The 24181-nt window shown below is 74.3% G+C and carries 23 protein-coding genes; 8 read left to right on the forward strand and 15 right to left on the reverse strand.

Annotation, left to right across the window (positions count from 1 at the left end; genetic code table 11):
* Nucleotides 1-43: 43 nt before the first annotated feature.
* Together ACFY3N_RS15330 and ACFY3N_RS15335 are read left to right on the forward strand one after the other, a co-directional pair.
* A complete protein-coding gene (locus tag ACFY3N_RS15330; protein WP_390817144.1) occupies nt 44-2704 on the forward strand; it encodes a cellulose binding domain-containing protein in 2661 nt (886 codons plus the stop codon).
* A 60-nt stretch (nt 2705-2764) separates the two neighbouring features.
* On the forward strand, nt 2765-3163 hold the full coding sequence (locus ACFY3N_RS15335) for a hypothetical protein (RefSeq protein ID WP_390817145.1): 399 nt from the start codon (nt 2765-2767) through the stop codon (nt 3161-3163).
* Here ACFY3N_RS15335 and ACFY3N_RS15340 read toward each other — a convergent pair.
* The 3 genes from ACFY3N_RS15340 to ACFY3N_RS15350 are packed head-to-tail and all read right to left on the reverse strand — an operon-like array spanning nt 3153 to nt 6147.
* Nucleotides 3153-5024 (reverse strand): rhamnogalacturonan lyase, encoded by a 1872-nt coding sequence (locus tag ACFY3N_RS15340; protein WP_390817146.1) that lies wholly within the window; start codon nt 5022-5024, stop codon nt 3153-3155. The genes ACFY3N_RS15335 and ACFY3N_RS15340 overlap by 11 nt on opposite strands.
* Nucleotides 5021-5836: a class I SAM-dependent methyltransferase gene (locus ACFY3N_RS15345; protein WP_390817147.1), complete on the reverse strand. Its 816-nt coding sequence runs from the start codon at nt 5834-5836 to the stop codon at nt 5021-5023. The genes ACFY3N_RS15340 and ACFY3N_RS15345 overlap by 4 nt, the downstream gene beginning before the upstream one ends.
* Before the next feature lie 5 nt (nt 5837-5841).
* A complete protein-coding gene (locus tag ACFY3N_RS15350; RefSeq protein ID WP_390817148.1) occupies nt 5842-6147 on the reverse strand; it encodes a 4a-hydroxytetrahydrobiopterin dehydratase in 306 nt (101 codons plus the stop codon).
* Nucleotides 6148-6272: 125 nt separating this feature from the next.
* Here ACFY3N_RS15350 and ACFY3N_RS15355 point away from each other — a divergent pair, with 125 nt between their 5' ends.
* On the forward strand, nt 6273-7091 hold the full coding sequence (locus ACFY3N_RS15355; protein WP_390817149.1) for a helix-turn-helix domain-containing protein: 819 nt from the start codon (nt 6273-6275) through the stop codon (nt 7089-7091).
* Here the strand turns inward: ACFY3N_RS15355 and ACFY3N_RS15360 are convergent.
* On the reverse strand, nt 7073-7498 hold the full coding sequence (locus ACFY3N_RS15360; protein WP_390817150.1) for a hypothetical protein: 426 nt from the start codon (nt 7496-7498) through the stop codon (nt 7073-7075). The genes ACFY3N_RS15355 and ACFY3N_RS15360 overlap by 19 nt on opposite strands.
* A gap of 223 nt (nt 7499-7721) precedes the next feature.
* Here ACFY3N_RS15360 and ACFY3N_RS15365 point away from each other — a divergent pair, with 223 nt between their 5' ends.
* Both ACFY3N_RS15365 and ACFY3N_RS15370 read left to right on the forward strand, forming a co-directional pair.
* Complete coding sequence (locus ACFY3N_RS15365; RefSeq protein ID WP_390817151.1) at nt 7722-8585, forward strand: helix-turn-helix domain-containing protein; 864 nt, start codon at nt 7722-7724, stop codon at nt 8583-8585.
* A 55-nt stretch (nt 8586-8640) separates the two neighbouring features.
* Nucleotides 8641-9456, forward strand: coding sequence for an SAM-dependent methyltransferase (locus ACFY3N_RS15370; protein ID WP_390817152.1), 816 nt, complete (start codon nt 8641-8643; stop codon nt 9454-9456).
* A gap of 13 nt (nt 9457-9469) precedes the next feature.
* On the opposite strand, the gene dnaK is transcribed toward ACFY3N_RS15370, so the two are convergent.
* The 7 genes from dnaK to ACFY3N_RS15405 form a co-directional block, all read right to left on the reverse strand.
* Nucleotides 9470-11344, reverse strand: coding sequence for a molecular chaperone DnaK (gene dnaK, locus ACFY3N_RS15375; RefSeq protein ID WP_390817153.1), 1875 nt, complete (start codon nt 11342-11344; stop codon nt 9470-9472).
* A gap of 86 nt (nt 11345-11430) precedes the next feature.
* On the reverse strand, nt 11431-12162 hold the full coding sequence (locus ACFY3N_RS15380) for a glycerophosphodiester phosphodiesterase family protein (protein WP_390817154.1): 732 nt from the start codon (nt 12160-12162) through the stop codon (nt 11431-11433).
* Between the two features lie 83 nt (nt 12163-12245).
* Nucleotides 12246-12674 (reverse strand): OsmC family protein, encoded by a 429-nt coding sequence (locus tag ACFY3N_RS15385; protein ID WP_390817155.1) that lies wholly within the window; start codon nt 12672-12674, stop codon nt 12246-12248.
* 99 nt (nt 12675-12773) lie between these two features.
* Nucleotides 12774-14507: a hypothetical protein gene (locus ACFY3N_RS15390; protein ID WP_390817204.1), complete on the reverse strand. Its 1734-nt coding sequence runs from the start codon at nt 14505-14507 to the stop codon at nt 12774-12776.
* A gap of 65 nt (nt 14508-14572) precedes the next feature.
* On the reverse strand, nt 14573-15634 hold the full coding sequence (locus ACFY3N_RS15395; RefSeq protein WP_390817156.1) for an ATP-binding protein: 1062 nt from the start codon (nt 15632-15634) through the stop codon (nt 14573-14575).
* A 208-nt stretch (nt 15635-15842) separates the two neighbouring features.
* On the reverse strand, nt 15843-17927 hold the full coding sequence (locus ACFY3N_RS15400; RefSeq protein ID WP_390817157.1) for a phage holin family protein: 2085 nt from the start codon (nt 17925-17927) through the stop codon (nt 15843-15845).
* 91 nt (nt 17928-18018) lie between these two features.
* Entirely contained in the window at nt 18019-18432 is a 414-nt protein-coding gene (locus ACFY3N_RS15405; protein WP_390817158.1) for a hypothetical protein, read from the reverse strand.
* A 69-nt stretch (nt 18433-18501) separates the two neighbouring features.
* Here ACFY3N_RS15405 and ACFY3N_RS15410 point away from each other — a divergent pair, with 69 nt between their 5' ends.
* Both ACFY3N_RS15410 and ACFY3N_RS15415 read left to right on the forward strand, forming a co-directional pair.
* Nucleotides 18502-19275 (forward strand): MBL fold metallo-hydrolase, encoded by a 774-nt coding sequence (locus ACFY3N_RS15410; RefSeq protein ID WP_390817159.1) that lies wholly within the window; start codon nt 18502-18504, stop codon nt 19273-19275.
* 47 nt (nt 19276-19322) lie between these two features.
* Nucleotides 19323-19946, forward strand: coding sequence for a DedA family protein (locus ACFY3N_RS15415; RefSeq protein ID WP_390817205.1), 624 nt, complete (start codon nt 19323-19325; stop codon nt 19944-19946).
* 166 nt (nt 19947-20112) lie between these two features.
* Here ACFY3N_RS15415 and ACFY3N_RS15420 read toward each other — a convergent pair whose 3' ends face one another.
* The 4 genes from ACFY3N_RS15420 to ACFY3N_RS15435 all read right to left on the reverse strand — a co-directional run bounded on the left by ACFY3N_RS15420 (nt 20113) and on the right by ACFY3N_RS15435 (nt 23506).
* A complete protein-coding gene (locus ACFY3N_RS15420) occupies nt 20113-21339 on the reverse strand; it encodes an aminotransferase class I/II-fold pyridoxal phosphate-dependent enzyme (protein WP_390817160.1) in 1227 nt (408 codons plus the stop codon).
* Between the two features lie 193 nt (nt 21340-21532).
* A complete protein-coding gene (locus ACFY3N_RS15425; protein WP_390817161.1) occupies nt 21533-22228 on the reverse strand; it encodes a hypothetical protein in 696 nt (231 codons plus the stop codon).
* A gap of 187 nt (nt 22229-22415) precedes the next feature.
* Nucleotides 22416-23213: an RNA polymerase sigma factor SigF gene (locus ACFY3N_RS15430; protein WP_390817162.1), complete on the reverse strand. Its 798-nt coding sequence runs from the start codon at nt 23211-23213 to the stop codon at nt 22416-22418.
* A 152-nt stretch (nt 23214-23365) separates the two neighbouring features.
* Entirely contained in the window at nt 23366-23506 is a 141-nt protein-coding gene (locus tag ACFY3N_RS15435; RefSeq protein WP_390817163.1) for a hypothetical protein, read from the reverse strand.
* Between the two features lie 159 nt (nt 23507-23665).
* Between ACFY3N_RS15435 and ACFY3N_RS15440 the strand changes: the two genes are divergently transcribed.
* Nucleotides 23666-24058 (forward strand): DUF2795 domain-containing protein, encoded by a 393-nt coding sequence (locus ACFY3N_RS15440; RefSeq protein WP_390817164.1) that lies wholly within the window; start codon nt 23666-23668, stop codon nt 24056-24058.
* Nucleotides 24059-24181 lie beyond the last annotated feature (123 nt).

Consider the following 24181-nt stretch of genomic DNA (forward strand, 5'->3'; position numbering starts at 1 on the left):
ACGCTCTCCCCGCTCCCCCTCCCCCCAAGAGGAAGGAACCCCCGTGCGAAGAACCCGCATCCTCACGACCGTGCTCGCGCTGGCGGCCGGTCTGCTCACGGGCGGCCCGCCCGCCCTGGCCGCCGGCACCCCGCAGCCGGCCACCACGCTCGCCGCCGACACCTACACCTGGAAGAACGCGCGCATCGACGGCGGCGGTTTCGTGCCCGGCATCGTCTTCAACCGCAGCGAGAAGGACCTGGCCTACGCCCGCACCGACATCGGCGGCGCCTACCGCTGGCAGGAGCCGACGAAGACCTGGACCCCGCTCCTCGACTCGGTCGGCTGGGACGACTGGGGCCACACGGGCGTGGTGAGCCTCGCCTCCGACTCCGCCGACCCCGACCGGGTGTACGCGGCGGTCGGCACGTACACCAACGACTGGGACCCGACGAACGGCGCGGTGCTGCGCTCCACGGACCGGGGCGCGACCTGGAAGAAGGCGGACCTGCCGTTCAAACTGGGCGGGAACATGCCGGGACGGGGCATGGGGGAACGCCTGGCGGTCGACCCCCACGACAACGACGTGCTGTACCTGGGCGCGCCCAGCGGCCACGGGCTCTGGCGGTCGACCGACGCGGGTGCCACCTGGTCCGAGGTGACGGCGTTCCCCAACCCCGGGAACTACGCGCAGGACCCGAGCGACACGTCCGGGTACGCGTCCGACAACCAGGGCATCGTCTGGGTGACCTTCGACGAGTCGACGGGCAGCGCGGGGACGGCGACGAAGACGGTCTACGTCGGGGTCGCCGACAAGGAGAACGCGGTCTACCGGTCGACGGACGCGGGCGCGACCTGGCAGCGCGTCGCCGGCCAGCCGACCGGTCACCTGGCACACAAGGGCGTACTGGACGCCGAGAACGGCTACCTGTACCTCGCGTACAGCGACACGGGCGGCCCGTACGACGGCGGCAAGGGCCGGCTGTTCCGGTACGCGACGGCGACGGGCGCCTGGACGGACATCAGCCCGGTGGCGGAGGCCGACACGTACTACGGCTTCAGCGGCCTGACCGTGGACCGGCAGAACCCGGGCACGGTGATGGCGACGGCGTACAGCTCCTGGTGGCCGGACACGCAGATCTTCCGCTCGACGGACAGCGGCGGCACGTGGACGCAGGCGTGGAGCTACACCTCGTACCCCGACCGGAAGAACCGCTACACCCTGGACGTCTCGTCGTCGCCGTGGCTGACCTGGGGCGCGAACCCGTCGCCGCCCGAACAGACACCGAAACTGGGCTGGATGACGGAGGCGCTGGAGATCGACCCGTTCGACTCCGACCGGATGATGTACGGGACGGGCGCGACGGTCTACGGCACGGAGAACCTGACCGACTGGGACGACGACACCTCCTTCACCATCACCCCGATGGTGCGCGGCTTGGAGGAGACGGCCGTCAACGACCTGGTCTCTCCCCCCTCGGGCGCCCCGCTGATCAGCGCGCTCGGTGACGTCGGCGGCTTCCGGCACACGGACCTCACCAAGGTGCCGCCGATGATGTTCACCCAGCCGAACTTCACGTCGACGACGAGCCTGGACTTCGCCGAGTCCGACCCGAACACGGTGGTGCGGGCCGGCAACCTGGACTCCGGCCCGCACATCGCCTTCTCGACCGACAACGGCGCCAACTGGTTCGCGGGGACGGACCCCTCGGGCGTGAGCGGCGGCGGCACGGTCGCGGCGGCGGCCGACGGCAGCCGGTTCGTGTGGAGCCCGCAGGGCGCGGGCGTGCACCACACGACCGGATTCGGCACCTCCTGGACGGCGTCGAGCGGCATCCCGGCGGGAGCGGTCGTCGAGTCCGACCGGGTGGACCCGAAGACGTTCTACGGCTTCAAGTCCGGCACGTTCTACGTCAGCAGGGACGGCGGCGCCACGTTCACGGCCTCGTCCGCGACGGGACTTCCGGCCGGCGACAGCGTGCGCTTCAAGGCACTCCCGGGGGCGAAGGGCGACGTCTGGCTGGCGGGCGGGGCGGGCGACGGGCCGTACGGCCTGTGGCACTCCACGGACTCGGGCGCGACCTTCACCAAGCTGTCGAACGTCGGCGAGGCCGACACCGTCGGCTTCGGCAAGGCGGCGCCGGGCGCCTCGTACCAGACCCTCTTCACCAGCGCGGAGATCGGCGGCGTGCGCGGCATCTTCCGCTCCACGGACCGGGGCGCGACCTGGACCCGCGTCAACGACGACGCCCACCAGTGGGGCTGGACCGGCGCGGCCATCACCGGTGACCCGCGGGTGTACGGCCGCGTGTACGTGGCGACCAACGGCCGCGGCGTCGTCTACGGCGACACCTCGGACACCGGCGGCGGCACGGATCCGGAGGAGCCGGACCCCGGGCCGACGGGCGCCTGCAAGGTGACCTACCGGGTCACCAACCAGTGGACCGACGGCTTCCAGGCCGACGTCCAGCTGACCAACACGGGCTCGGCCACCTGGAACGGCTGGTCCCTGACCTGGTCCTTCGCGGACGGCCAGAAGATCTCCCAGCTCTGGAACGGGTCCCACACCCAGTCGGGCGCGGCGGTGACGGTCCGCAACACCGGCTGGAACGGCACGGTGGCGGCGGGCTCGTCGGCGGCCTTCGGCTTCACCGCGAGCAGATCGGCGGCGAACACCGCGCCCACGGCCTTCCAGGTGGGCGGGAAGACCTGCACGGTGGGTTGACCCCGGTTCACGCCGGCCCGCCCGTACCGGGTACGGGCGGGCCGGCGTCGTGAGGCCACCATGACCGAGCTCGTGGGACCCGCCCTCGTCGTCGCGGTGCCGATGTCGGTCGCCGCCTGTGGCGGGTCGTCCGGGCCGGAGGAGGCGGCGGGCGCGACGAGCGGTGCGGAGTCCCGGCGGGCGGAGGCCGTGGGGGCGGGCCCTGCGGCGGACGCCACGCCGGTCGCCGCCGGCGTGCCCGGTCTCATCGGCGGCAACGCCGGGCGCGCGTCCGGGCAGACGGACCTCGAACGCGAGCCGGTCCTCGAGGACGCGGGCGGGCGGGGCCGTCCGGTGGACGACCCCGCCGGGTGGAGGGTCCGCGGCTCACGGCCGGGACCCCGGCAGCGGATCACCGGACACCCGGTGGCCCCCGGTGTGGTGAAGGCCTCCGAGAACTGCGCGCGGGTCAGGGGGTGAACACCGTCGGCCTGGGCGGGGTGGGCATGTCGGCGCCGATGAAGAAGCCGGTGTGCGGGGGCTGGTTGTAGGCGGTGTTCTGCCAGGCCAGGGAGGTGCGGTAGAGGGTGTCGTGGAGGAGGGTGGTGATGCGCCGGTCCGTGTCGTGGGGGGTGGAGTAGATGCGCAGGTTCTTGTTGTCGCCGGTGCGCCAGACGACCTCCTCGCGCCAGTCGCCCAGGATGTCACCGGACAGGACCGGGGTGGCCTTGGTGCCGTTGTTCGACGACACGCCCGAACCGGTCAGCAGACGGGTGTCGGAGGACGTGCCGTACTTGTCGATGTGGGTGCCGTCGAGGAGTTCGCGGACCGGGTCGCCGTCCCACCAGGACAGGAAGTTGGTGGAGGAGGGCTTGCGGCCCTTCGTGCCGCCGCCCTCGTCGCGGATGGAGCCGTCGGAGGAGGACCACATCTCCGGGCCGGAGTTGCCCGACCAGATGTCCCCCGCGACCCCGCGGCCGTTGTCGCAGCAGGCGGCCAGCTTCCAGCGGACCGTGCCGTTCGCGGGGTTGACGTACAGCGCGGCGGGCTGGCTCGTGGACTCGGAGACCTTGTAGTACTCCAGGCCGGAGGTCGACGCGTCGAGGTCACCGAGGTGCTGGGCGTCGCCGTGGCCGGTCCTGGTGGTCCACAGGCCGTTGCCGTTGTCGTCGACGGCCATCGCGCCGTAGACGATCTCGTCCCGGCCGTCGTTGTCGACGTCGCCGACGGAGAGGGCGTGGGAGCCCTGACCGTCGTACCCCTTGCCGCTGTTGGTGGAGGAGTTGGTGTCGAAGGTCCAGCGGCGGGTGAACCGGCCGCCCCGCCAGTCCCAGGCCGCGATCACCGTGCGCGTGTAGTAGCCGCGGGCCATGATCAGGGAGGGGCGGGCGCCGTCCAGGTACGCGGTGCCGGCGAGGAAGCGGTCGACGCGGTTGCCGTAGGAGTCGCCCCAGGAGGAGACCGTGCCGCGGGCCGGGACGTAGTCGACGGTGCCCATCGCCCTGCCGGTCTGCCCGTTGAACATCGTCAGGTACTCGGGGCCGGTCAGGACGTACCCGCTGGAGTTGCGGTGGTCGGCGGAGGAACTGCCGATGACCGCTCCGGTGCCGTCCGTCGTGCCGTCGGCGGTCTTCATGGCGACCTCGGCCTTGCCGTCGCCGTCGTAGTCGTACACCTGGAACTGCGTGTAGTGGGCGCCGGAACGGATGTTGCGGCCCAGGTCGACGCGCCACAGCCGGGTGCCGTCCAGCTTGACGCCGTCGACGATCGTGTTGCCGGTGTAGCCGGACTGGGAGTTGTCCTTGGCGTTGGTGGGCTGCCACTTGAGCACGATGTCGAGGGCGCCGTCGCCGTCCAGGTCGCCGACGGAGGCGTCGTTGGCCTCGTAGGTGTAGGAGACGCCGTCGGGGGTGGTGCCGCCGGACGGCGGGCTGATCGGCACGTCCTTGTAGCCGGTGCGGAACTGTACGGCGTGGACCGAGTCGCCCTGCTCGGTGCCGTTCACCACCGCGCGGACGGTGTAGTCGGCGTGGGAGGGCGCGCCGGAGTGGAAGTAGGTGGTGGAGCCGGTGATCGGGCTGGAGTTGACCTTGGTGCCGGCCCGGTAGACGTTGAAGGCGACGTCGTCCGGGTCGGTGCCGAGCCAGCGCCAGCTGACCAGGTTGCCGCTGCCGGTGTACACGCTGACGACGCCGCGGTCCAGCTTCTCGACCTGCCGTGCGGTGGCGGCTTCGGCGGGCGCGTCCGACAGCGCGGTCAGACCGGCGCCGGCCAGCGCCGCCGCGGCGAGTGCCGCGGGCAGGGCGACACGGCGTCTGCGGTGCCTGTGGGGGTGGGTCACGGGACGGACCTCCTGGGAGGACGAATGGGTTCCGCCCATCGGTCGCCGCCGGAGCCCTCCGGGTTGCCGCCCTCGCGCTTTTGGTACGCCCGGAGACTGAACACGGGGTCGGGGCGGGGCCGGTCCTGGTCGGGGAGCCCGGCCAGCCGGGCGGCGAACTCCTCGGCGGCCGGTTCACCGGGCGGCAGGGTGACGAACCAGCCGCGCCGCAGGTCGGCGATGGTGCGGCGGGGGCTGCGGCCCTGACCGTGCCCCCGGAAGCGGGCCCGCCCGGCGGGCAGCAGACCGAGCGCGGCGGTGCAGGCGTCGACGGCGTCGGAGGCGTCGGGGACCGGGCTGCGCGGGCGGGCGGCGAGGATCGCGTCGATGTCGCTGCCGACGTTGTGCGAGGCGCCCTTGTGGACGGTGGTGACGTACACCCCGCCGGGCCGCAGCACGCGGGCGCACTCGGCGACGACCGCCCGTACGTCCTCGGGGCCGGGCATCAGGTGCAGCAGCCACACGCTGACCACGGCGTCGAACCGGGCGTCGGCGAAGGGCAGTCGGCGGCCGTCGGCGCGGACCACGGCACCCGGCAGGCGGGCGGCGGCCAGCCGGGTCATCGCCGGGGAGAGGTCGGCGCCCGTCACCCGCAGACCGGCGCGGCCGGCGGCCAGCCGCCGGGTCACGATACCGGTGCCGCACGCCACGTCCAGCAGGTCCCGGGCGCCGCCCGGCACGAGGCCCAGCACCGCGCGGGCGGCGGCCGCCGCCCGCGGTTCACCGCCGCGTGAGGCGTCGTACCGTTCCGCTTCCTCGTCGTAGTCCAGCACGCGCCTCAGTGTGCGCCGTGTCCGGGCGCCAGGTCCTCCACCCTGCGGGCGAGCTCCAGGTCCTTCTCGGTGACGACGCCGCCCGCGCTGTGGGTGTGCACGGACAGGGCCACGGTGTCGTAGCCGAGGGTGAGGTCGGAGTGGTGGTCGAGCTCGTCCTGCACCTGGGCGATGTGGACCACCATCGCCGCGGCCGCGACGTGCGAGCCGAGCCGGTAGGAGCGGGTGAGCCGGTCACCGTCGAGGGACCAGCCCGGCAGCCCGGCCAGCCGGTCCTCGATCTCCTTCTGCGACAGCGGTTCGACGGGCATGGTCCGCGCTCCTTCGCCGGTTCGGGTCTCGTGCCGGACTCCCAGGCTGCCACAGAAGACCCTCCGGGACCCGGTCGGGAGCGGGCGGCTCCCCGGCAGGGCCGTTCCTCGACTACCGTCCTGGCATGACCACTGTGACGTCCGGTACCGCCCCCCGCACCGGGGGCGTGGGTCCGCTGCTGCGCGCCTGGCGGGAGCAGCGGCGGGTCAGCCAGCTGGAGCTGGCCCTGCGCGCCGACTCCTCCGCCCGGCACATCAGCTTCATCGAGACCGGCCGCTCCCGGCCCAGCGAGGAGATGGTGCTGCGGCTGGCCGAGCATCTGGACGTACCCGTGCGGGAGCGCAACGCGCTGCTGCTGGCGGCCGGTTACGCGCCCCACTATCCGGAGACCCCGCTGGACGACCCCGCGCTGGAGGTGGTGCGCGCGGGCATCGAGCGGCTGATCGGCGGCTTCGAGCCGTATCCTGCGCTGGTGGTCGACGCGATGTACGACGTCGTGGCGGCCAACCGGGGGGTCATGGCGCTGTTCGACGGCGTCCCGGAGTCCCTGCTGACACCGCCGCTGAACGCGGTGCGGCTCACCCTGCACCCGCGGGGGCTGGCGCCGCGCATCCGGAACCTGCGGGAGTGGCGCGGGCACCTGCTGGAGCAGATGCGGCGGCACATCGCCCTGCACCGCTCCGAGCGGCTGCGGGCGCTGTACGACGAGGTGGCGGCCTTCCCCGTACCGGACTTCGCCGACGGGCAGGGGGAACCGGCCGAGCCGGTGGCGTACTTCGCGCTGCCGATGCTGGTCGAGCACGGGGGGCGCACGCTGTCGTTCGTGTCGTCGATCTCCACGTTCAACACGCCCATGGACGTGACCGTCGCCGAGCTGGCCGTGGAGACGCTGCTCCCGGCGGACGCGGCGACGGCCGAGTACCTTCAGTCCTGGCTGAGCTGACGCTCCTTCAGCGCCCGGTGCTGGAGCAGGGCGAAGCCCGCCACGGTGAGCGCCTGGAGGACCGTCCACACCGCGCCCGCCGCGGTCGGGGTGAGCCACAGCGCGAGGGCGGCGAGACTCACCGCCGCCCAGGCGAGGTTGGCCTCGACGACGATCCGCACGCCGGCGGCCGGCGGATGCGGCCGGGCGGCCAGCAGACCCACGCCGGCCGCGTACCCGGCGAGGAACGCGCCGAGCCCGAGCAGCAGGCCGGAGCCGGCTCCGAGGAACCGGCCGAGCGGTCCGGAGAGGGCGAGGTAGCCGACGGCGTTGGCGCCGGTCACCACGGCGTCCAGGGCCAGGAAGCGGCGCAGCATCCGCTGCGGCTCCACGGTGCGGGCGAGTACGGCGAGCTGGGTCGCGGACATGACGCATCATCCTCCGTCGGGGTCGGTGGCCGGGTCCCGGGCCGGAGTGCGCCGGCCCGGAACCCGGTGCGTCCACGATCCCGCGCGGGCGGAGCCGGGTCGATTACCTGCCGGGTAATGCGGCGGGGACCGGTGGGACAGGGCGGTCACCCGCGGCTCGTGAGAGTGTCGGAGGAACATGACAGACTGGGCGGCATGCCCGGGCGCGTTGGGGAGGCGTGGCGTGAGTGAGCGGCGGGCCGCACCCACCGTGGGCCAGGTGGTCCTGGGAAGGCGGCTGCAGGAACTGAGGGAGACGGCGGGCCTCTCCCGGGAGGAGGCCGCCCGCATCCTGCGGGTGGCGCCCGCGACCGTGCGGCGGATGGAGACCGCCGAGGTCGCGCTGAAGATCCCGTACGTCCAGCTGCTGCTGAGCGCCTACGGGGTGCCCGAGGACGAGTCCGCCGCGTTCGTCGAGCTCGCCGAGGAGGCGAACCGGCCGGGCTGGTGGCAGCGGTACGGCGACGTGCTGCCCGAGTGGTTCAGCATGTACGTGAGCCTGGAGGGCGCCGCCCGTATCATCCGCTCCTACGAGCCGCACTTCGTGCCGGGGCTGCTGCAGACCGAGGGGTACGCGCGTGCCGTGCTGGAGGCCGGGACGATCGGGAACATCGGGCCCGAGGCGGTCGAGCGGCACGTGGCGCTGCGCATGGAGCGCCAGCGGCTGCTGGAACGCCCCGACCCGCCGCACCTGTGGGTGCTGATGGAGGAGACGGTGCTGCGCCGTCCGGTGAGCCCCGACGGCCGGGTGATGCGCGACCAGCTCGACAAGCTCCTCGAATGGTCCGCGCGGGACCGGATCACCCTGCAGATCGCCGAGTTCGCGGACGGGCCGCACCCGGGGACGTACGCGCCGTTCTCGCTGTTCCGGTTCGCCGAGCCGGAGCTGCCGGACATGGTGTTCACCGAGTACCTGACCGGCGCCCTGTACCTGGACTCCCGCAGGGAGGTGTCGGCGCACCTGGAGGTCCTGGACCACATGACGGCGCGGGCGGCCTCCGCCCAGCGCACCGAGAAACTGCTGCGGGAGTGCCGCGAGCACTACTGAGCCACACGCCCGAGCACGCCTTCGCACCCATGAGGACATGAGGAGAAGACCACCCGTGACCGGATCCGACGCCGCTCCCGCCCGCATCGACACCAGCCGGCCGCATCCGGCCCGGGTCTACGACTGGTGGCTCGGCGGCAAGGACAACTACCCGGTGGACGAGGAGCTGGCGCGGCGGATCCTCGCGGCGGACGGCACGGTGCTGCGCGGGGCGCGGGCCAACCGGCGCTTCATGCACCGGGCCGTGCGCACCGCCGCCGAGGCGGGGATACGCCAGTTCCTGGACATCGGCACGGGCATCCCCACGGAGCCCAATCTGCACCAGGTGGCGCAGGGCGTCGCCGCGGAGGCCCGCGTGGTGTACGCGGACAACGACCCGATCGTGCTGCGGCACGCCGAGGCGCTGCTGCACGGCACCGCCGAGGGCAGCACGCGGTACGTGCACGCCGATGTGCGGGACGCGGACACGCTGCTGCGCCGGGCCGCCGAGTCGCTGGACCTCGGCCGGCCCGTGGCGCTGTCGCTGGTGGCGCTGACCCACTACCTGGACGACGATCCGGACGGCGACGACGTGTACGGACTGCTGGAGCGGTACACGGCCGCGCTCGCGCCGGGCAGCTTCCTGATCCTCTCCCAGGTCACGCCCGATCTGAGCCCCGACGCCGTCGGGCGGGCGGCGGAGCACTTCCGGCGCGGCGGCACGCCCTTCCACCCGCGCTCGCTGGCCGCGTTCTCACGCTTCTTCACCGGGCTGGAGCTGCTCGGCCCGGGGGTGATCCCGGTGCACGGGTGGCGTCCGGGGGCGGAGGACGTGGCGGCGCAGGCGGAGGGCATCGTGCCGGTGTACGCGGGGGTCGCCCGCAAGCCCTGACCGGTGCGGCGGGTCAGGCCGCGCCGTCCTCGCGCCCGCCGGTGTCCTTGTCGTCGTCGACGATCTCCGCGTCGACGACGCCGTCGTCGTCCTGCGGCGGGGTGTGCTGTCCGGTTCCCCCGGCCGGGGCCTGCTGGGCCTGCGCGTACATCGCCTGGCCCATCTGCTGGCTGACGGAGGCGAGTTTCTCCACGGCGGCGCGCAGTCCGGCGGTGTCGGAGGACTGCTGCTCCAGCAGCCGCTTCACCTCCGCGGCGGCCGACTCGACCTCGGTCCTGGTCCCGCCGGGCACCTTGTCACTGTTGTCCCGCAGGAACCGCTCGGTCTGGTAGACGAGTTGTTCGGCCTGGTTGCGGGTCTCGGCGGCCTCGCGGCGTTTGCGGTCCTCCTCGGCGTACTGCTCGGCGTCGCGCATCATGCGGTCGATGTCGTCCTTGGGCAGGGCCGAGCCGCCGGTGACGGTCATCTTCTGTTCGCGGCCGGTGGCGAGGTCCTTGGCGGAGACGTGCATGATGCCGTTGGCGTCGATGTCGAAGGCCACCTCGATCTGCGGGACGCCGCGCGGGGCCGGGGGCAGTCCGGTGAGGTCGAAGACGCCGAGCTTCTTGTTGTAGGCGGCGATCTCGCGTTCGCCCTGGTAGACCTGGATGCCGACCGAGGGCTGGTTGTCGGTGGCGGTGGTGAAGATCTCCGAACGCCGGGTGGGGATCGTGGTGTTCCGTTCGATCAGCCTGGTCATGATGCCGCCCTTGGTCTCGATGCCCAGGGACAGCGGGGTGACGTCGAGGAGCAGGACGTCCTTGACGTCGCCGCGGAGGACGCCCGCCTGGAGGGCGGCGCCGAGGGCCACGACCTCGTCGGGGTTGACGCCCTTGTGCGGCTCCTTGCCGGTGAGTTCGCGGACCAGGTCGGTGACGGCGGGCATCCGGGTGGAGCCGCCGACCAGGATGACGTGGTCGACGGCGGAGAGTTGCACGCCGGCGTCCTTGACGGCCTGGTGGAAGGGCTTCTTGCAGCGCTCCAGCAGGTCCTCGGTGAGTTCCTGGAACTGGGCGCGGGTGAGCTTCTCGTCGAGGTGCAGGGGTCCTTCGGCGGAGGCCGTGATGTAGGGCAGGTTGATGGTCGTCTCCGACGAGGAGGACAGCTCGATCTTCGCCTTCTCGGCGGCCTCCCGCAGCCGCTGCACCGCCATCCTGTCCCGCTCCAGGTCGACGCCGTGCTGCCCCTTGAAGCGTGTGGCGAGGTACTCCACGACGCGCTGGTCCCAGTCGTCGCCGCCCAGGTGGGTGTCGCCGTTGGTGGCCTTCACCTCGATGACGCCCTCGCCGATGTCGAGCAGCGACACGTCGAAGGTGCCGCCGCCCAGGTCGAAGACGAGGACCGTGTGGTCGTTCTCCTTGTCCAGGCCGTACGCCAGGGCGGCGGCCGTCGGCTCGTTGATGATCCTGAGCACCTTCAGGCCGGCGATCTCCCCGGCCTCCTTGGTGGCCTGCCGCTGGGTGTCGTCGAAGTACGCCGGCACGGTGATCACCGCGTCGGTGACGTCCTCGCCGAGGTAGGACTCGGCGTCCCGCTTCAGCTTCTGGAGCACCCGGGCGGACAGTTCCTGCGCCCGGTAGCGGGTGCCGTCGACGGAGCCCTGCTCGGGGAAGCGCCAGTGCGCGTCGCCCATGTACCGCTTCACCGAGCGGGCGGTGCGGTCGACGTTCGTCACGGCCTGCCGTTTGGCGACCTCGCCGACCAGCACGTCGCCGTTCTTGGCGAAGGCCACCACCGAGGGGGTGGTCCGGGCGCCTTCCGCGTTGGCGATGACGGTGGGCTCACCGCCCTCCAGCACGGCCACCACCGAGTTCGTGGTTCCCAGGTCGATTCCGACCGCTCGTCCCATCGCTGTCCCCTTCCGTCAGGGCACCTCTCCGGACTTCCAGCAGAAAACTTGAGCGGCCCGTTGTCAATGGTATGAGCGGACGGTTGTCAACGGGACAGGTGATCACGCAGGGCCACGGCGCGACGGGGCCGGTCGGTGACCAGGACGTCCACGCGCGGGTCGCGGAGGAAGCCGCGCAGCGCCGCGTCCTCGTTGACCGTCCACACCATGGTGAACAGTCCGCCCCGCGCCGCCTCGCGCAGCACGGTGGCGCGGGCCAGGCGCCAGTGCACGGCGACGCCGTGGGCGCCGCAGGCGCGGACGCGGCGCAGGGGCAGCAGCTCGCCGATCCGGGTCCGCACCAGCCGGCCCCGGCGGATGTCCTTGCCGTCCCGGCCGAGGGACAGGACGGTGCGCACCCGCGGACGGGCGGCGGTGATGGCGGCGACGGAGCGGTCCTCGAGGGTGGTGGCGACGAATCCGTCCTCGCCGAGCAGGGCGACCGCGCGGTCGATCAGCTCCCGTTCGTGCCCGGTCTCCTTGAGGTCCAGATGGGCGACGAGTCTCCCGGCGACCAGCTCCATGACCTCGTCCACGACGGGCACGGGGTATCCGGCGCGCTCGCTGAGCTCGGCGTGGGTGAGCGTGGACAGCGGCGGCCCGGTGCGGTGTACGCGGGGGTCGTGGTGGACGACGAAGACCCCGTCGGCGGTGCGCCGGACGTCGAACTCGACGTACTCCGCGCCGGAGGCGAGCGCGTCCTCGTACGCCTCCCGGGTCGCCGGGGCGGCCCGCTCGGAGCCTCCCCGGTGGGCGGAGACGGCGGGTCGTGGCGTCATGGCGGTCGCTCCCGTCGGGGGGACGTGCCGCAGGCCGTTCCCCTGACGGGAGCGGCCTGCGGCGGCTCGACCCGGCGAGCGGGTCAGGCGAGCTTCGCCGTCAGGGTGATGTTCGTGCCCTTCAGCGCCTGGCTGACGGGGCAGTTCACCTTGGCGTCCTCGGCGGCGGCGACGAAACCGGCCTCGTCCAGGCCGGGGACGGTGCCCTCGACGGTGAGGTGGATGCCGGTGATGCCCTCACCGGGCACGAAGGTGACGTCGGCGGAGGTGGTCAGCCTGGTCGGCGGGGTGCCGGCCTTGTCGAGACCGTTGGAGAGGGCCATCGAGAAGCAGCTGGAGTGCGCGGCGGCGATCAGCTCCTCCGGGCTGGTCTTCCCGTTCGCCTCCTCGGCCCGCGACGCCCAGGTGACCGGCTGCTCGCCGATGCTGCCGGAGGAGTCGAAGGCGACGACCCCGCTGCCCTTGAAGAGACTGCCTTCCCAAACGGTGTGTGCGGAGCGCGTGGCTGCCATGACGCATCCTTTCGAAAATGTCCGGCCGTGTAATCCGGCGGTGCTCGGTCCGGGCACCCGGATCACCGGGTGCCCGCCTCCATCCGATCACATCACGGCTCAACTCACCCGGAAGACGGGCCCCCTCGCCGTGAACGGCAGCCGCGCGCCCCGCGGGATCAGGTAGGCGTGCTCGCGCCGGACCCGCAGCACGTCGCACCAGCCGTCGGTGATGACGAGGACCGGCGCGGCGGGCGGGAAGTCGTCGGCGCGCTGGAGGAGGTCGACGCCGGGCTGCAGGACGGTGCCGCCCCGGCCGCGCACCCGGACCCGCCCGGCGATCTCGGCGACCGGCACGTAGCCGGCGTCGTGCGGTGCCGCGTCGCAGAACACCACGCGGGCGGCCGGTACGTCGCGGGCCGCGGCGTAGGAGGCGATGGCGCCGAGCGCCTTGCCGAGCAGGACCCGGTCCATGGAGCCGGAGGTGTCCAGGACGACGCCGAAGGTGCAGCGGGCGACCTCCTCGGGCGGGAAGTGGCGTCCCGCCCGGGGGATGTCCGGGGTGGAGGCCTGGCGCCGGGAGGGGCGGGCGTAGGACCGGAGCGGCTCGGGACGGGGCACGAACTCGTCGAACCAGCGGGCGAGGCGGGCGTCCCAGGGCACCGGGGGATGGCTGAGCGCGCGGATCTCCTCGACCAGGCCGGCGGGCAGGAAGCCGCGCTCCTGCCGGTCGTGCAGGTCCAGGCCCTGGGACAGGCCCCGGCGGTAGAAGCCGTCGAGGTCGACGTGGTCGCGGGGCGGGCCGAGGGGGCCGCCGAGGATGTCGCCGAGCCCTTTGCCGCGCAGCGTGGCCTGCCGGCGCATGCGTCGGAGGTCGACGGCGATCCGGTCGTGGACCTCCTCGGCGGACAGCCCGGCGAGCTCCTTGTCGTACAGCAGGCCCTCGGGCATGGTGCCGACCCCCATCTCCTCCAGCCAGCCGTTGACCACGTAGTCGCAGGCGACGTTGAACAGGTACGGGTCGCGTCCGCCGCAGCGGTCGCCGTGGCGCAGGGCGGCGTGCAGCATCTCGTGGGCGAGGACGAACCGCCACTCCTCGTCGTCGTACCGCCGCAGCGGGTTGACGTAGATCTCGCCGGCCTCGGCGTCGACGGCGGCGACGGAGATGCCGTGGGCGCGGGCCAGTTCCGCGTCGGCGACCAGGGTGATGCCGGACGCGATGCCGCCGAGCAGCGGGTAGGAGGAGACGAACCAGCTCAGCGCCCGCGCCCAGGGGCGCAGGGCGGTCGGTTCGCCGTCGAGGCTGTCGCGCCGGCCGCCGGCCATGTCCATCGCGGCGGACACGGTGCGGGTCAGGGCGGTGGCGAACGCCAGCTGGTGGTCCGGTGGCTGCCCGTTCCAGCCGTACCACTCCACGAGCAGCAGATCCGCCTCGTCGCCCGCCGTGCCGCAGCGCTCGTACACGGCGGGGATCCCGTCCCGCCGCCAGCGCGCGGCGAGCTGTTCCTCGTCGCCGTCGGGGTAGGAGGCGGGCAGGTCGTCGGGCGTCCTGCCGATGGAGAAGCCGAGCAGGAAGCGGTTGACGACCACGCAGCGGGCGGTGAGGTCACAGCGGTCGGGCTGCTCGCGGACGCCCTCGGCGGCCGGGACGTGACCGAAGCCGAGGTGGAGCACGGCGTGCGCCAGGGCCCATGCCCAGGTCTTCGGGTCGGCCATCCGGTCCGGGTGGGCGTGCAGGACGGCGTCGGATCCGACGCGCACGAGGCCGCTCCGGGGCGCGAGCGCGCAGTCCTCCTGGCGGCAGACGCTGAACTCGACGGCGGCCAGCGCGGGGTTGGCCCGCACCAGCCGCATTCCCTCGGCGAACGCCTCCCCCGCGACGTCCCGCTTCTTCCGCCCCTTCGTGCGGGCCCCCCGGCTCACCGGCGCGCCTCCACCAGCCGGGGCATGTCGCGGGCCGCCTCGACGAGGAACCAGGACGGCAGGACCGGGTTGCCCTCGTCGTCGGAGGCGATGACGGTCTGGGCGACCTCGACGGAGATCTCGGCGAGCTGCACCAGCAGCGACTTGGCGCGGTACGCGGTCTGCCGGCCGTTCGCCGACATGTGCTCCTTGCTCGCCGGGAGGTCCTTGACGAGGCGTCCGCGGAAGGACTCGGCGAGGTAGTAGAGCAGGTCGCGGTCCTCGACGCGGTGCGGCCAGCGGGCCTCGCCCTTGAGGACGGCGTCGATGCCGAAGCGGCTGCGCACGATCTTGACGTAGCCGCAGAAGGCGGTGGCGTGCGCCGGGGTGAGCGTGCCGTGGGCGAGGACCTTCAGGGTGTCCTCGTCGAGGTCGCGGCCGAAGGAGTGCAGCGCGTCGGAGAGCATGTGCCAGGAGCGGGGGGTGGAGAACGGCTCCTCGGTCTTGGGCGGCTTGGACCACAGGTGGTCGGGACGGTCGGTGAGGTGGTCGGTGATCCACGGGTGGATGCCGTTGTTCGCCGCCCAGACCAGCCAGTCCTTCGAGGACGCCTCCAGGTGGACGTGGGTGAGGCGGTTGACGAGGGCGGAGGCGATGGGGCGGGCGAGCGCGTTGTCGGTGGCGCGGTTGCCGGCGCCGATGACGACGGAGCCCTTGGGCAGCTCGTAGTCGCCGATCCGGCGGTCCAGGATCAGCGAGTAGAACGCCTTCTGCACGTCCGGGGTGGCCGCGTTGAGCTCGTCCAGGAACAGGCAGTACGGCTCGTCACGGGCGATCGCCTCCGGCGGGCAGAACACCGAACGGCCGTCGCGGATCTGCGGGACGCCGATCAGGTCCTCGGGGGCGAGCTGGGTGCCCAGCAGGCTCACGCACTCCAGCCCCAGTGACTCGGCGAACTCCCTGACCAGGGAGGACTTCCCGATGCCGGGCGCGCCCCAGAGGAACACCGGCCGCACGGTCGCCAGACCGAGCAGCAGCTCCGGGATGCGGGAGGGGGTGACGGTGACGGCTGCCTGCACGCAAGGGCTCCTGGGGGCGGGGGAGGTCGGAAGGGGGCGCACGGGCCGCCGGCGTCGGGCCGGAGCACACGGATCATGACGGGCGCCGGGTCCAGTGAACTGCGTCCCGCGGAGACGGGGCAACGCGTTTTCGGTGAAGCCGGGCACGGCCGTGCCCCCGGTCGGCCGCGCCGGCGTCCGCGACCGCCGTCGGCGGACCGACGGCGGCTCAGGCCGCGCGTTCCCGGTCCGGGGCCGCGGGCAGGCCCGCCGTGTCCGATTCCGCCAGCCAGCGGCGCAGTACCCGGTGGATCTGCTCGGCACCGGCGAGTTCCGTGCCGTCGGGGGCCGGCGCCGACAGCGCGAGCGGGGACAGCAGGAAGGGGCGGGCCTGGGCGCCGCCGAGGCCGCCGTGGGAGCCGATCTGCTCCTCGAAGGCGAGGACCTCTCCGTCGGCGGGGTCGTGGAAGGAGTTGACCATGATGTCGGCGGTGTGCGGGAAGGTGTGGGTGCGGCGGACGGCGTCGGCGGCGCCGGGTCCGAACGCGGCCAGCGGGCCGGGGTTGTCGTCCAGCTCGTCCAGCGGGATCTCCGCGCCGTACGCGCCGAGGACGACCCCGCCGTGGCGTTCGCTGCGGACCAGGAGGAAGCCGATGCCGGGGTGGTTGGCGAGGGTCGGCAGCAGCGCGGGGTGGCGGGCGTCGATCTCCTCCTTGGTCATCCGGTGCGGGACGTCCGGGAAGGAGACCAGGCCCAGGTTCCCGGAGGCGAGCACGATCGGTTCGGAGCCGCGGGAGGGGCGGTACTGCTCGGCCGCCTCCTCGACGGGCCGGCGCAGCGCCGCGCGCACGGCGGCGCGGGCCTCGGCGCCGCTGTGGGTGTGCCGGGCCCGGCGCGGCACGGGCAGTCCGCAGCCGGCCCGCACCAGGTCGCCGAGGGTGAGGCCGTAGCGGGAGCGGAAGGTCTCGCCGGGGCTCTGCCCGTGGTCGGAGAGGACGACGATCCGGTACGGGCGGGGGGCGTGCTCGGCGACGTTCTCGATCAGGGCGAGGGCGCGGTCGAGACGCTGGAGGACCTTCTCGGTGTCCCGGCTCGTGGGACCGGAGTGGTGGGCGACCTCGTCGTAGGCCACCAGGTCCGCGTAGACGGAGGTGCGGCCGGCCAGCAGGTCGCCCATCACGGCGGCCACCACGACGTCCCGTTCGACGACGGTCGCGAAGGCCCGTACGAACGGGTAGAGCCCGCCGCGCGAGACGCGCGGGCGCTGCCCCCGCAGCCGGGCCCGGGTGGACTGGCCGATCTCCCGGCCCGCCTCGGCGACGAAGGACAGGGCGGTGCGCACGGCGTTGGCGGGGTCGGAGAAGTACGCGAAGTAGCCCGCGCGGGAGCGGGCCGCCGGGCCGCGCCGGCGGGTGGTGATGGAGAGCACCAGGGCCTGTTCGTCGGCGCCGCCGCTGAAGAGGTTGCCGCGGCTGGCGCCGTCGGCGGCGAGCAGCCCGGCGTGGCCGGAGTACTCGATGGCGCGGGCCTGGAGTTCGGCGGCGCTGGTGGGCCGGTTGCAGACCATGACCTCGCGGCGGGCCTTCTCGTACCAGCGGAAGGCGGGGACGTCGTGGTTGCTGCCGTGCAGGATGCCGAGCTGGCTGGCGCCGGTCTGGCTGGACCAGTCGGTGCGCCAGGGGGTGAGGCGGTGGGAGGGGCGGTCGCCGCCGGTGCCGGTGCCGAGCCAGCGGGCGACGGTGGGCATCAGTCCCTTGTCGACGGCGGCCAGCAGCACGTCGTGGCCGACGCCGTCGAGCTGCAGGAAGACGGTGCCGGGGGTGGCGGGGCAGGGCGGGGCGGAGCCCCGTCTGCGGTCGGCGAGGCGGTAGAGGCGGCGGCGGTAGGCGTCGTCGTCGCGTACGGCGAGGGCGCCCCCGGTGGCGGAGGCGACGGCGGACATGACCGCGGCGACCACGACCGCCGTCTCCGGGGCCGCGGCGCCCCGTTCGACGGGGTTGACGTACAGGGCCAGCCAGAGCAGGGCGCCGTTGAGGAAGAACACCAGCAGGCCGAGGACGAGCGCCGGTACGAGCAGCAGCAGGCGCACCAGCAGCGGCCAGACCAGGGCGGAGAGCAGACCGAAGGCGCCGGCGCCGAGGGCGGCGGTGACCGCGATGTCGGTGGCGCTGTCGCCGTCGGCCGAGCGCAGCCGGAAGTCGGGCAGGATGCCGGCGAGCAGCAGCATGGTGAGGGTGGAGACCGCCCACACGGCGACACTCCGGCCGATCTGACTGGCGATCCGTCGCCACCGCCCGCCACCCACGCCCCGCACACCTCACGTCCCGGCCGACCTGGCCCGCCTCCACCCTGTCACAACGGCCGGACGGGGCGTTTCGTCCCCTGCCGTGCGGACCGCCGGCGGTTCAGCGGCCGTCGTACCCGGCCGTCGGCAGCGACAGCCGCCGGTGCACCCGGGCCTTCATCGCCGCGTCGTACGACGGTTCGGGGCGGCCGACCGTCTCCACGCGCACCCCGCGCCGCGCGCACTCCTCGGTGAACTCCCGCACGGAGGACAGCGCGCGTTCCAGTACCCGCAGACTGGGCGCCACGAACAGATCGGCCCCGGGCCGCACCCCGTCCCACAGCACGCAGTGATCGGGCCGCAGTCCCCGTACGAGGAGTTCCCGGGCCAGCACGTGGCCGTGCTCGGCGGCCCAGCGGGCGCACATGGCGTGCTGGCCGCGGGAGTCCACCAGGAAGGGATCGGCGTCCAGTTCCTCCAGCGGCGTCAGACTCGCGATCGCCGTCACCCGCACCGGTCCGTCGCCTCCCCTCACCTCCGGTTTTCGCCGCCGACCCTACTCCTGCACGTAGGCTTCGGGGAGTCGCACGAGGGAGGCGCAGAGGTGCCGGTGGAGGTCACGTGGTGGGGTCACGCCACCTGCACGGTCGAGGACTCGCACACACGGGTGCTCACCGACCCCCTGTTCGCGCGCCGGCTCGCGCATCTGCGGCGCCGGCGCGGTGCGGTGCCGCCGGCCGAGGCCGGGCACGCGGACGTGGCCCTGGTCTCCCATCTGCACGCCGACCATCTGCACGTGCCGTCGCTGGCCCGGCTCGCCCCGGGCACGCGCCTGCTCGTGCCCCGGGGCGCACCACGCACGGTGCCGGGGCTGCGCCGGCTCACGCACCTCCGTGTGAGCGAGGTGGCGCCCGGTGACGTGACGACGGTCGGCGGACTGGTCGTACGGGCCGTACCCGCGCGGCACGACGGGCGGCGGCTGCCGGTCGGGCCGCACCGCTCCCCCGCCCTCGGCTACGTCCTGGAGGGCGAGGCACGGACGTACTTCGCCGGGGACACCGGTCTGTTCGACGAGATGGCCAAGGAGGTCGGGCCGGTCGACGTGGCGCTGCTCCCGGTGGGCGGCTGGGGGCCGTACCTGGGCGAGGGCCATCTGGACGCGGGGCGCGCGGCCGAGGCGCTGGCCCGGCTGGGGGCGTCCAGCGCGGTACCGGTGCACTACGGCACGTACTGGCCGATCGGGATGGACGCCGTGCGCCCGCACGAGTTCCACGCGCCGGGGCACGAATTCGAGCGGCAGGCGGCCCGGCACGCGCCCGGCGCATCGGTGCACCGGCTGGGGCACGGGGAGCGCGTGCGCCTGGAGGTCGCGCGGTGATCCTTCCCGTCGTCCCGGGCCAGGCGGCCGGTGTGTCACTGGCGTCGGTGGCCGCTCCGGCGGCCCTGCCCGCCGTGGCGCCCGGGTTCACCCAGCAGGCCGTCGGCTACCCCTCGCTGTTCCTGCTGGTGCTGATCGGGGCGCTGGTGCCGGTGGTGCCGACGGGCGCGCTGGTCAGTTCGGCGGCCGTGGTCGCCTTCCACCGGGCGGCGCCGTTCTCGATGGCGCTGGTGTTCGTGACGGCGTCGCTGGCGGCGTTCCTCGGGGACATGGCGCTGTACTGGCTGGGGCGGCGCGGGATGAAGTCGAGGAACGGCTCCCGCTGGCTGGAGGCGATCCGGGAGCGCGCCCCGGAGGACCGGCTGGCACAGGCGCAGCGCAAACTCGCCGGCCACGGGGTGGCGGTGCTGGTGCTGTCCCGGCTGGTCCCGGCCGGGCGGCTGCCGGTGATGCTGGCCTGTCTGGTCGCGAAGTGGCCGATGCGGCGCTTCGCGCGGGGCAATCTGCCGGCCTGTCTGGCCTGGGCGGCGACGTACCAGCTGATCGGCGTCCTCGGCGGTTCGCTGTTCCACCAGCCGTGGCAGGGCGTGCTGGCGGCGATCGTGCTGACCGTGCTGATCAGTGCGGCTCCGGGTCTGTGGCGGCGGATGCGGGGGGCGGCGACGGGGTGAGGCGCGGGGCGGCCCGGCCGGGGGCCGGGAGCCGCCCACCGGCGGGTCCCCCGGGTGCTCGCGGGACGGGCCCCGTCCTCTCCCCCGGCGGCGCGGACCCGGGTGAGCGGGGGCCGCACGCGGGGGCGGGTACGGGGCGGTCCGGCCGCCGGCCTCCCCGGCGCCGTCACGGAGATCGTCGGAGGCCGTCGAAGACCGCCGTCAGCCGGGTCAACGCGCTTCGCACCTGCGGCAGTTCCAGGGGCGCGGGGGAATCCAGGCATTCCGCGCGCAGTTCGGCGGTGTCACCCAGCAGGGGTGCGGTGGACAGCCGTACGCGCGGTGCCCCGAGGTCGTCGCCGAAGCGGTGGCCGCCCGGTGCGGGCATGCCGAGCCGCGTGGTGAGGAAGTCCTCCAGTTCCTGGGCGTCGCCGATGCCGTGCGCGCCGAGCGCGGGGGCCAGGGGGGTGAGGTCGACGTAGAGGTGCCGGCCGCAGCGGGGGGGCCGGGCGAGGGCGCCCGCGGCGACGACCGCGTGGTGCGCGGCGGCGGCCACGCGCGCGTGCAGGCGTACGGCGCCGGCGACGCGCGCGGTGACGGGTTCGGGCTCGGACAGCGCGTACGCCGCTGCGGCGGCGACGGGGGCGGCGACGCGCGCGTCGAGCGCGGTGAGCACGTCGAGCACGCGCGCGTGGAGCGCGTCTCCGTCCCCGCCCGCCGGGAAGCGGGCCACCGCCGCCGGCCAGCCCGGCGGGAGCAGGGCGCCGGCCAGGTCGGTGACGACGGTGACCCGGTCGGGCAGCATCTCGGCGGGGCTGAGCAGCACGGTGCCGTGCGGGTCGTGCAGGGTGTCGCGCCAGGTCTCGTCGCTGACCAGGTGCAGCCCTTCGCCGACGGCGGCCTCCAGGGTCTCGTGCAGCAGCTCGGGCGGGGCGACGGTGGCGGTGGGGTCGTCGGCGACGGAGAGCACCAGCAGGCGCGGGTCGCCGCCCTCGGCCCGCAGCCGCCGCACGGTCTCCAGCAGGGCGTACGGGTCGGGGACGCCGCCGCTCTCGGCCGGGGTCGGCACATGGAAGGCGGGGCGGCCGAGCAGGCGGGCGTAGGGGGCCCACCAGGCAGCACAGGGCCGGGGCACCAGGACGTCACCGCCGATGGCGGCGGTGAGCGCCACCAGCAGGGCGGGGGCGCCGGGGGCGACGGCCACCCGGTCGGGGGCGGGGGGCAGTCCGCGCCGGTCGCCGTAGCCGCAGGCCGCGTCCAGCAGGGCGGACCCGCCGCCGACCGGTTCGGCGCCGGCGCGGGAGGCCGCGGCGGCGAGCGCGGCGGACAGCCCGGGCAGGACGGGCAGCCCGTCCTCGGGGAGCACCGGCCCGAACCGGACGGGGCCGTGGCCTTCCGGATCCGTCCGCCGCATCCCTACCTCCGCGCGGTTTCCCGGCGTCGTGCCCGGCGCCGGCTCGTGCTCCGGGCCCCGTCGTCGCGTCCCCGCCGTCCGCCGGAAGGGCGGACGGGGACCCGACGACAGGACCTAAGCCAGTCTGTACCCAGCGCGCCGCGTGCCATGGGTGCCGGGCGGGCCGCGCCGTCCACGGCGTGGGCGGCGGGCGTCAGCCGTCCGCGCGGGTGGTCCGGTCCCGGTACACGCGGTGCGCGGCGGCGCCGAACGCACCCGCGATCAGCAGCCCGCCGGCGGCCAGCGCGGGCACGGAATCGGTGAAGGCGCCGCCTCCGCCGGCGTGGACGCCGTGGTGCGCGGGGGCGCCGGGGCAGGGGGTGGCCGTCGGCTCGCCGGGCCTGGGGCCGGGGGCCCTGGACCCGCCCGGCCCGGGCTTCGGGGCCTTCGGGCCGACGGCCCCGGGTCCGGCGGGGCCGTTCTCCTCGGGGGCGGGGATCTCCGCCTCGGAACCGGGTCCGGTGTCGAGCCCGGTGTCTGCTTCGGCGTCGAGCCCGGTGCCTTCCCCGGCGTCGAGTCCAGTGCCTTCCCCGGCGTCGAGCCCGGTGCCTTCCCCGGCGTCGAGCCCGGTGCCTTCCCCGGCGTCGAGCCCGGTGCCTTCCCCGGCGTCGAGCCCGGCGTCGGGTCCGTCCGGGGCCGTGCCCTTCGGCACGACCGCCCCGGACCCGGCGGGCTCGGGGGCGTCCGGTTCCCACGCGGGTTCCTCCGGTTCCGGGCAGGGCGCGTGGGAGGCGGTGCCCCAGGAGGCCCCGTCGTCCGGAACGGTGCCCGCGGACACGGCCGGTGCGAGCGCCGCGAGGGCGGCACCGGTGGCGGCGGCGAGGGACAGGGCACGGGCGGTGCGGCGCATGGTGCGGGCTCCTTCGAGCGACGGCGGGGGCACGGCGTGCGGTCACGCCCCACAGCCATCACAGCCCCGTCGCCGCCGCACCGCTCGCCGCCGGACGCCATTGGCGGGACCGGGCGCACCCGGGCGGGTGACGGGCGGCCGGAGCGCGCCGTGCGGATCGGGTCGGCGGGACCCGCACGACACCCCCCTACGCCTCGTCGGCGTCCCGCATGACCTGCTCGCGTACCCGGCCGCAGCAGCGGCTGATCAGGCGGGAGACGTGCATCTGCGAGATGCCCAGTTCCTCGGCGATGCTGCTCTGCGTCATGTCGCCGAAGAACCGCATGTAGAGGATGGCCCGCTCCCGTTCGGGCAGTGCGGCCAGCCGTTCCTTGACGGCCTCGCGGTCGACCACGGTGTCCAGTGCCGGGTCGGGCGCGCCGAGCGCGTCGCCGAGCGAGTGGCCGTCGTCGCTGCCGGGCAGTTCGGCGTCCAGGGAGAGCGCGGCGAAGCTCTCCAGCGCCTCCTGTCCGGCACGCACGTCCTCCTCGCTCAGATCGGCGTGCTCGGCGATCTCGGCCACGGTCGGGCGGCGGCCGGGGAGGGTCTGGGACAGGTCCTGGGAGGCGTGCCGGACGCGGTTGCGCAGGTCCTGGACCCGTCGCGGCACGTGCAGGGTCCACATGTGGTCGCGGAAGTGCCGTTTGATCTCGCCGGTGACGGTCGGCACGGCGTAGCTCTCGAACGCGTTGCCGAGCCCGGGGTCGTACCGGTCGACGGCCTTGACCAGGCCGAGCGCGGCGACCTGGCACAGGTCGTCGTAGCTCTCGCCCCGGCTGCGGAAGCGTCCGGCGAGGCGGCCGGCCATGGGCAGCCAGGCCTCGACGATCTCGTCGCGGAGCGTGTTCCGCTCCGGGCCGGGGGGCAGTGCGGCGAGCCTGCGGAAGGCGTCCGCGGTGTCGGGGGCGTCGTCGTGGGGGTGTTTCGCGGTCGCTCGGGTCGGCATGGTGCGTCGCAGCTCCCTCGGGGGGTGCTCGGGGACGGACGGTCACCGTGGCGAGCGCGCCGGTCGGGGAACAGGGGCGCCCGGAGCGGCGCGACGCCGCCCCCACGGACGTGCCTCCTGTCCGAAGCACTGGGGGTGCGCCTGCCCCCGCTTCACCGTCCCAAACTCCCCAGCCGGGGTTCGGCCGGGTCGGCCTCGGGTGGTGCGTACGGCAGCACGAAGTCCTCGTAGCGGCCCAGCATCAGGATCACGCCGAGCATGAGGGGCGGGATGAGCACGGCGAGCACCGCCATGGCCTGTCCTTTCCGGGAGGCGCGTGGGGGGCGTGGGGTGCGGGTCTCCCGCCCTCCGGCGGCCAAACCCGGGGCCGGGACGATCCGGCGCCCGAACTCCCGTGTCGCCCTCCGCTCCTCGGGTACGCGGTGCGCACCCCGAAGGATGTGGAGGGAGACATGCAGCGAGGCAGCGACCGGCTCAGCGTCCACCGTGACGACGAGATGAAGCACGAACTGCAGGGTCTGCTGCGGTCCGGGCACCCCACCCGTACCGAGGAGTGGCACGACCCGGAGCCGTTCGCCGACGACGACCCCGAGGTCGCGCGCGGCCCGGTGACGCCGGGCCGCGGCCCGACGTCACTGGAGTCGGTGCGGCTGGAACTGGCCAGGATCCTGGGCCGCGGGGCGTTCCCCGCGGGTCCGCGCGAGCTGATGCGCGCCCTGGACCGGCGGTACGCGCCCGACGCGCTCATCGAGGCGTTGGAGCGGCTGCCGCGCCAGGCCCGCTACGGCAGCGTCCAGGAGCTGGCCGAGGCGCTGACCCGGTCCCGGGAGACGGAGACCGCGTGACCGGTCGCCGGGGGGGCGCGGGGGGGCCCCCCCCGGCCCCCCGGCCGGGGCCCCCGGGGGGGCCCCCCCGCGGGGCCCGGGGGGGGCCCCCCCGGGGCCCCCCCCGCGGGGGGGCGGGGGGCC

It is taken from the genome of Streptomyces sp. NPDC000348, from assembly GCF_042898795.1.
Taxonomy (GTDB): Bacteria; Actinomycetota; Actinomycetes; order Streptomycetales; family Streptomycetaceae; genus Streptomyces.

Bases quoted from the DNA above. Each gene is read 5' to 3' on its own strand.
- ACFY3N_RS15335 (WP_390817145.1), top strand. From the start codon at position 2,765: ATGACCGAGCTCGTGGGACCCGCCCTCGTCGTCGCGGTGCCGATGTCG.
- ACFY3N_RS15350 (WP_390817148.1), bottom strand. From the start codon at position 6,147: ATGCCCGTCGAACCGCTGTCGCAGAAGGAGATCGAGGACCGGCTGGCC.
- ACFY3N_RS15355 (WP_390817149.1), top strand. From the start codon at position 6,273: ATGACCACTGTGACGTCCGGTACCGCCCCCCGCACCGGGGGCGTGGGT.
- ACFY3N_RS15360 (WP_390817150.1), bottom strand. From the start codon at position 7,498: ATGTCCGCGACCCAGCTCGCCGTACTCGCCCGCACCGTGGAGCCGCAG.
- dnaK (WP_390817153.1), bottom strand. From the start codon at position 11,344: ATGGGACGAGCGGTCGGAATCGACCTGGGAACCACGAACTCGGTGGTG.
- ACFY3N_RS15380 (WP_390817154.1), bottom strand. From the start codon at position 12,162: ATGACGCCACGACCCGCCGTCTCCGCCCACCGGGGAGGCTCCGAGCGG.
- ACFY3N_RS15385 (WP_390817155.1), bottom strand. From the start codon at position 12,674: ATGGCAGCCACGCGCTCCGCACACACCGTTTGGGAAGGCAGTCTCTTC.
- ACFY3N_RS15390 (WP_390817204.1), bottom strand. From the start codon at position 14,507: ATGCGGCTGGTGCGGGCCAACCCCGCGCTGGCCGCCGTCGAGTTCAGC.
- ACFY3N_RS15420 (WP_390817160.1), bottom strand. From the start codon at position 21,339: ATGCGGCGGACGGATCCGGAAGGCCACGGCCCCGTCCGGTTCGGGCCG.
- ACFY3N_RS15425 (WP_390817161.1), bottom strand. From the start codon at position 22,228: ATGCGCCGCACCGCCCGTGCCCTGTCCCTCGCCGCCGCCACCGGTGCC.
- ACFY3N_RS15430 (WP_390817162.1), bottom strand. From the start codon at position 23,213: ATGCCGACCCGAGCGACCGCGAAACACCCCCACGACGACGCCCCCGAC.
- ACFY3N_RS15435 (WP_390817163.1), bottom strand. From the start codon at position 23,506: ATGGCGGTGCTCGCCGTGCTCATCCCGCCCCTCATGCTCGGCGTGATC.
- ACFY3N_RS15440 (WP_390817164.1), top strand. From the start codon at position 23,666: ATGCAGCGAGGCAGCGACCGGCTCAGCGTCCACCGTGACGACGAGATG.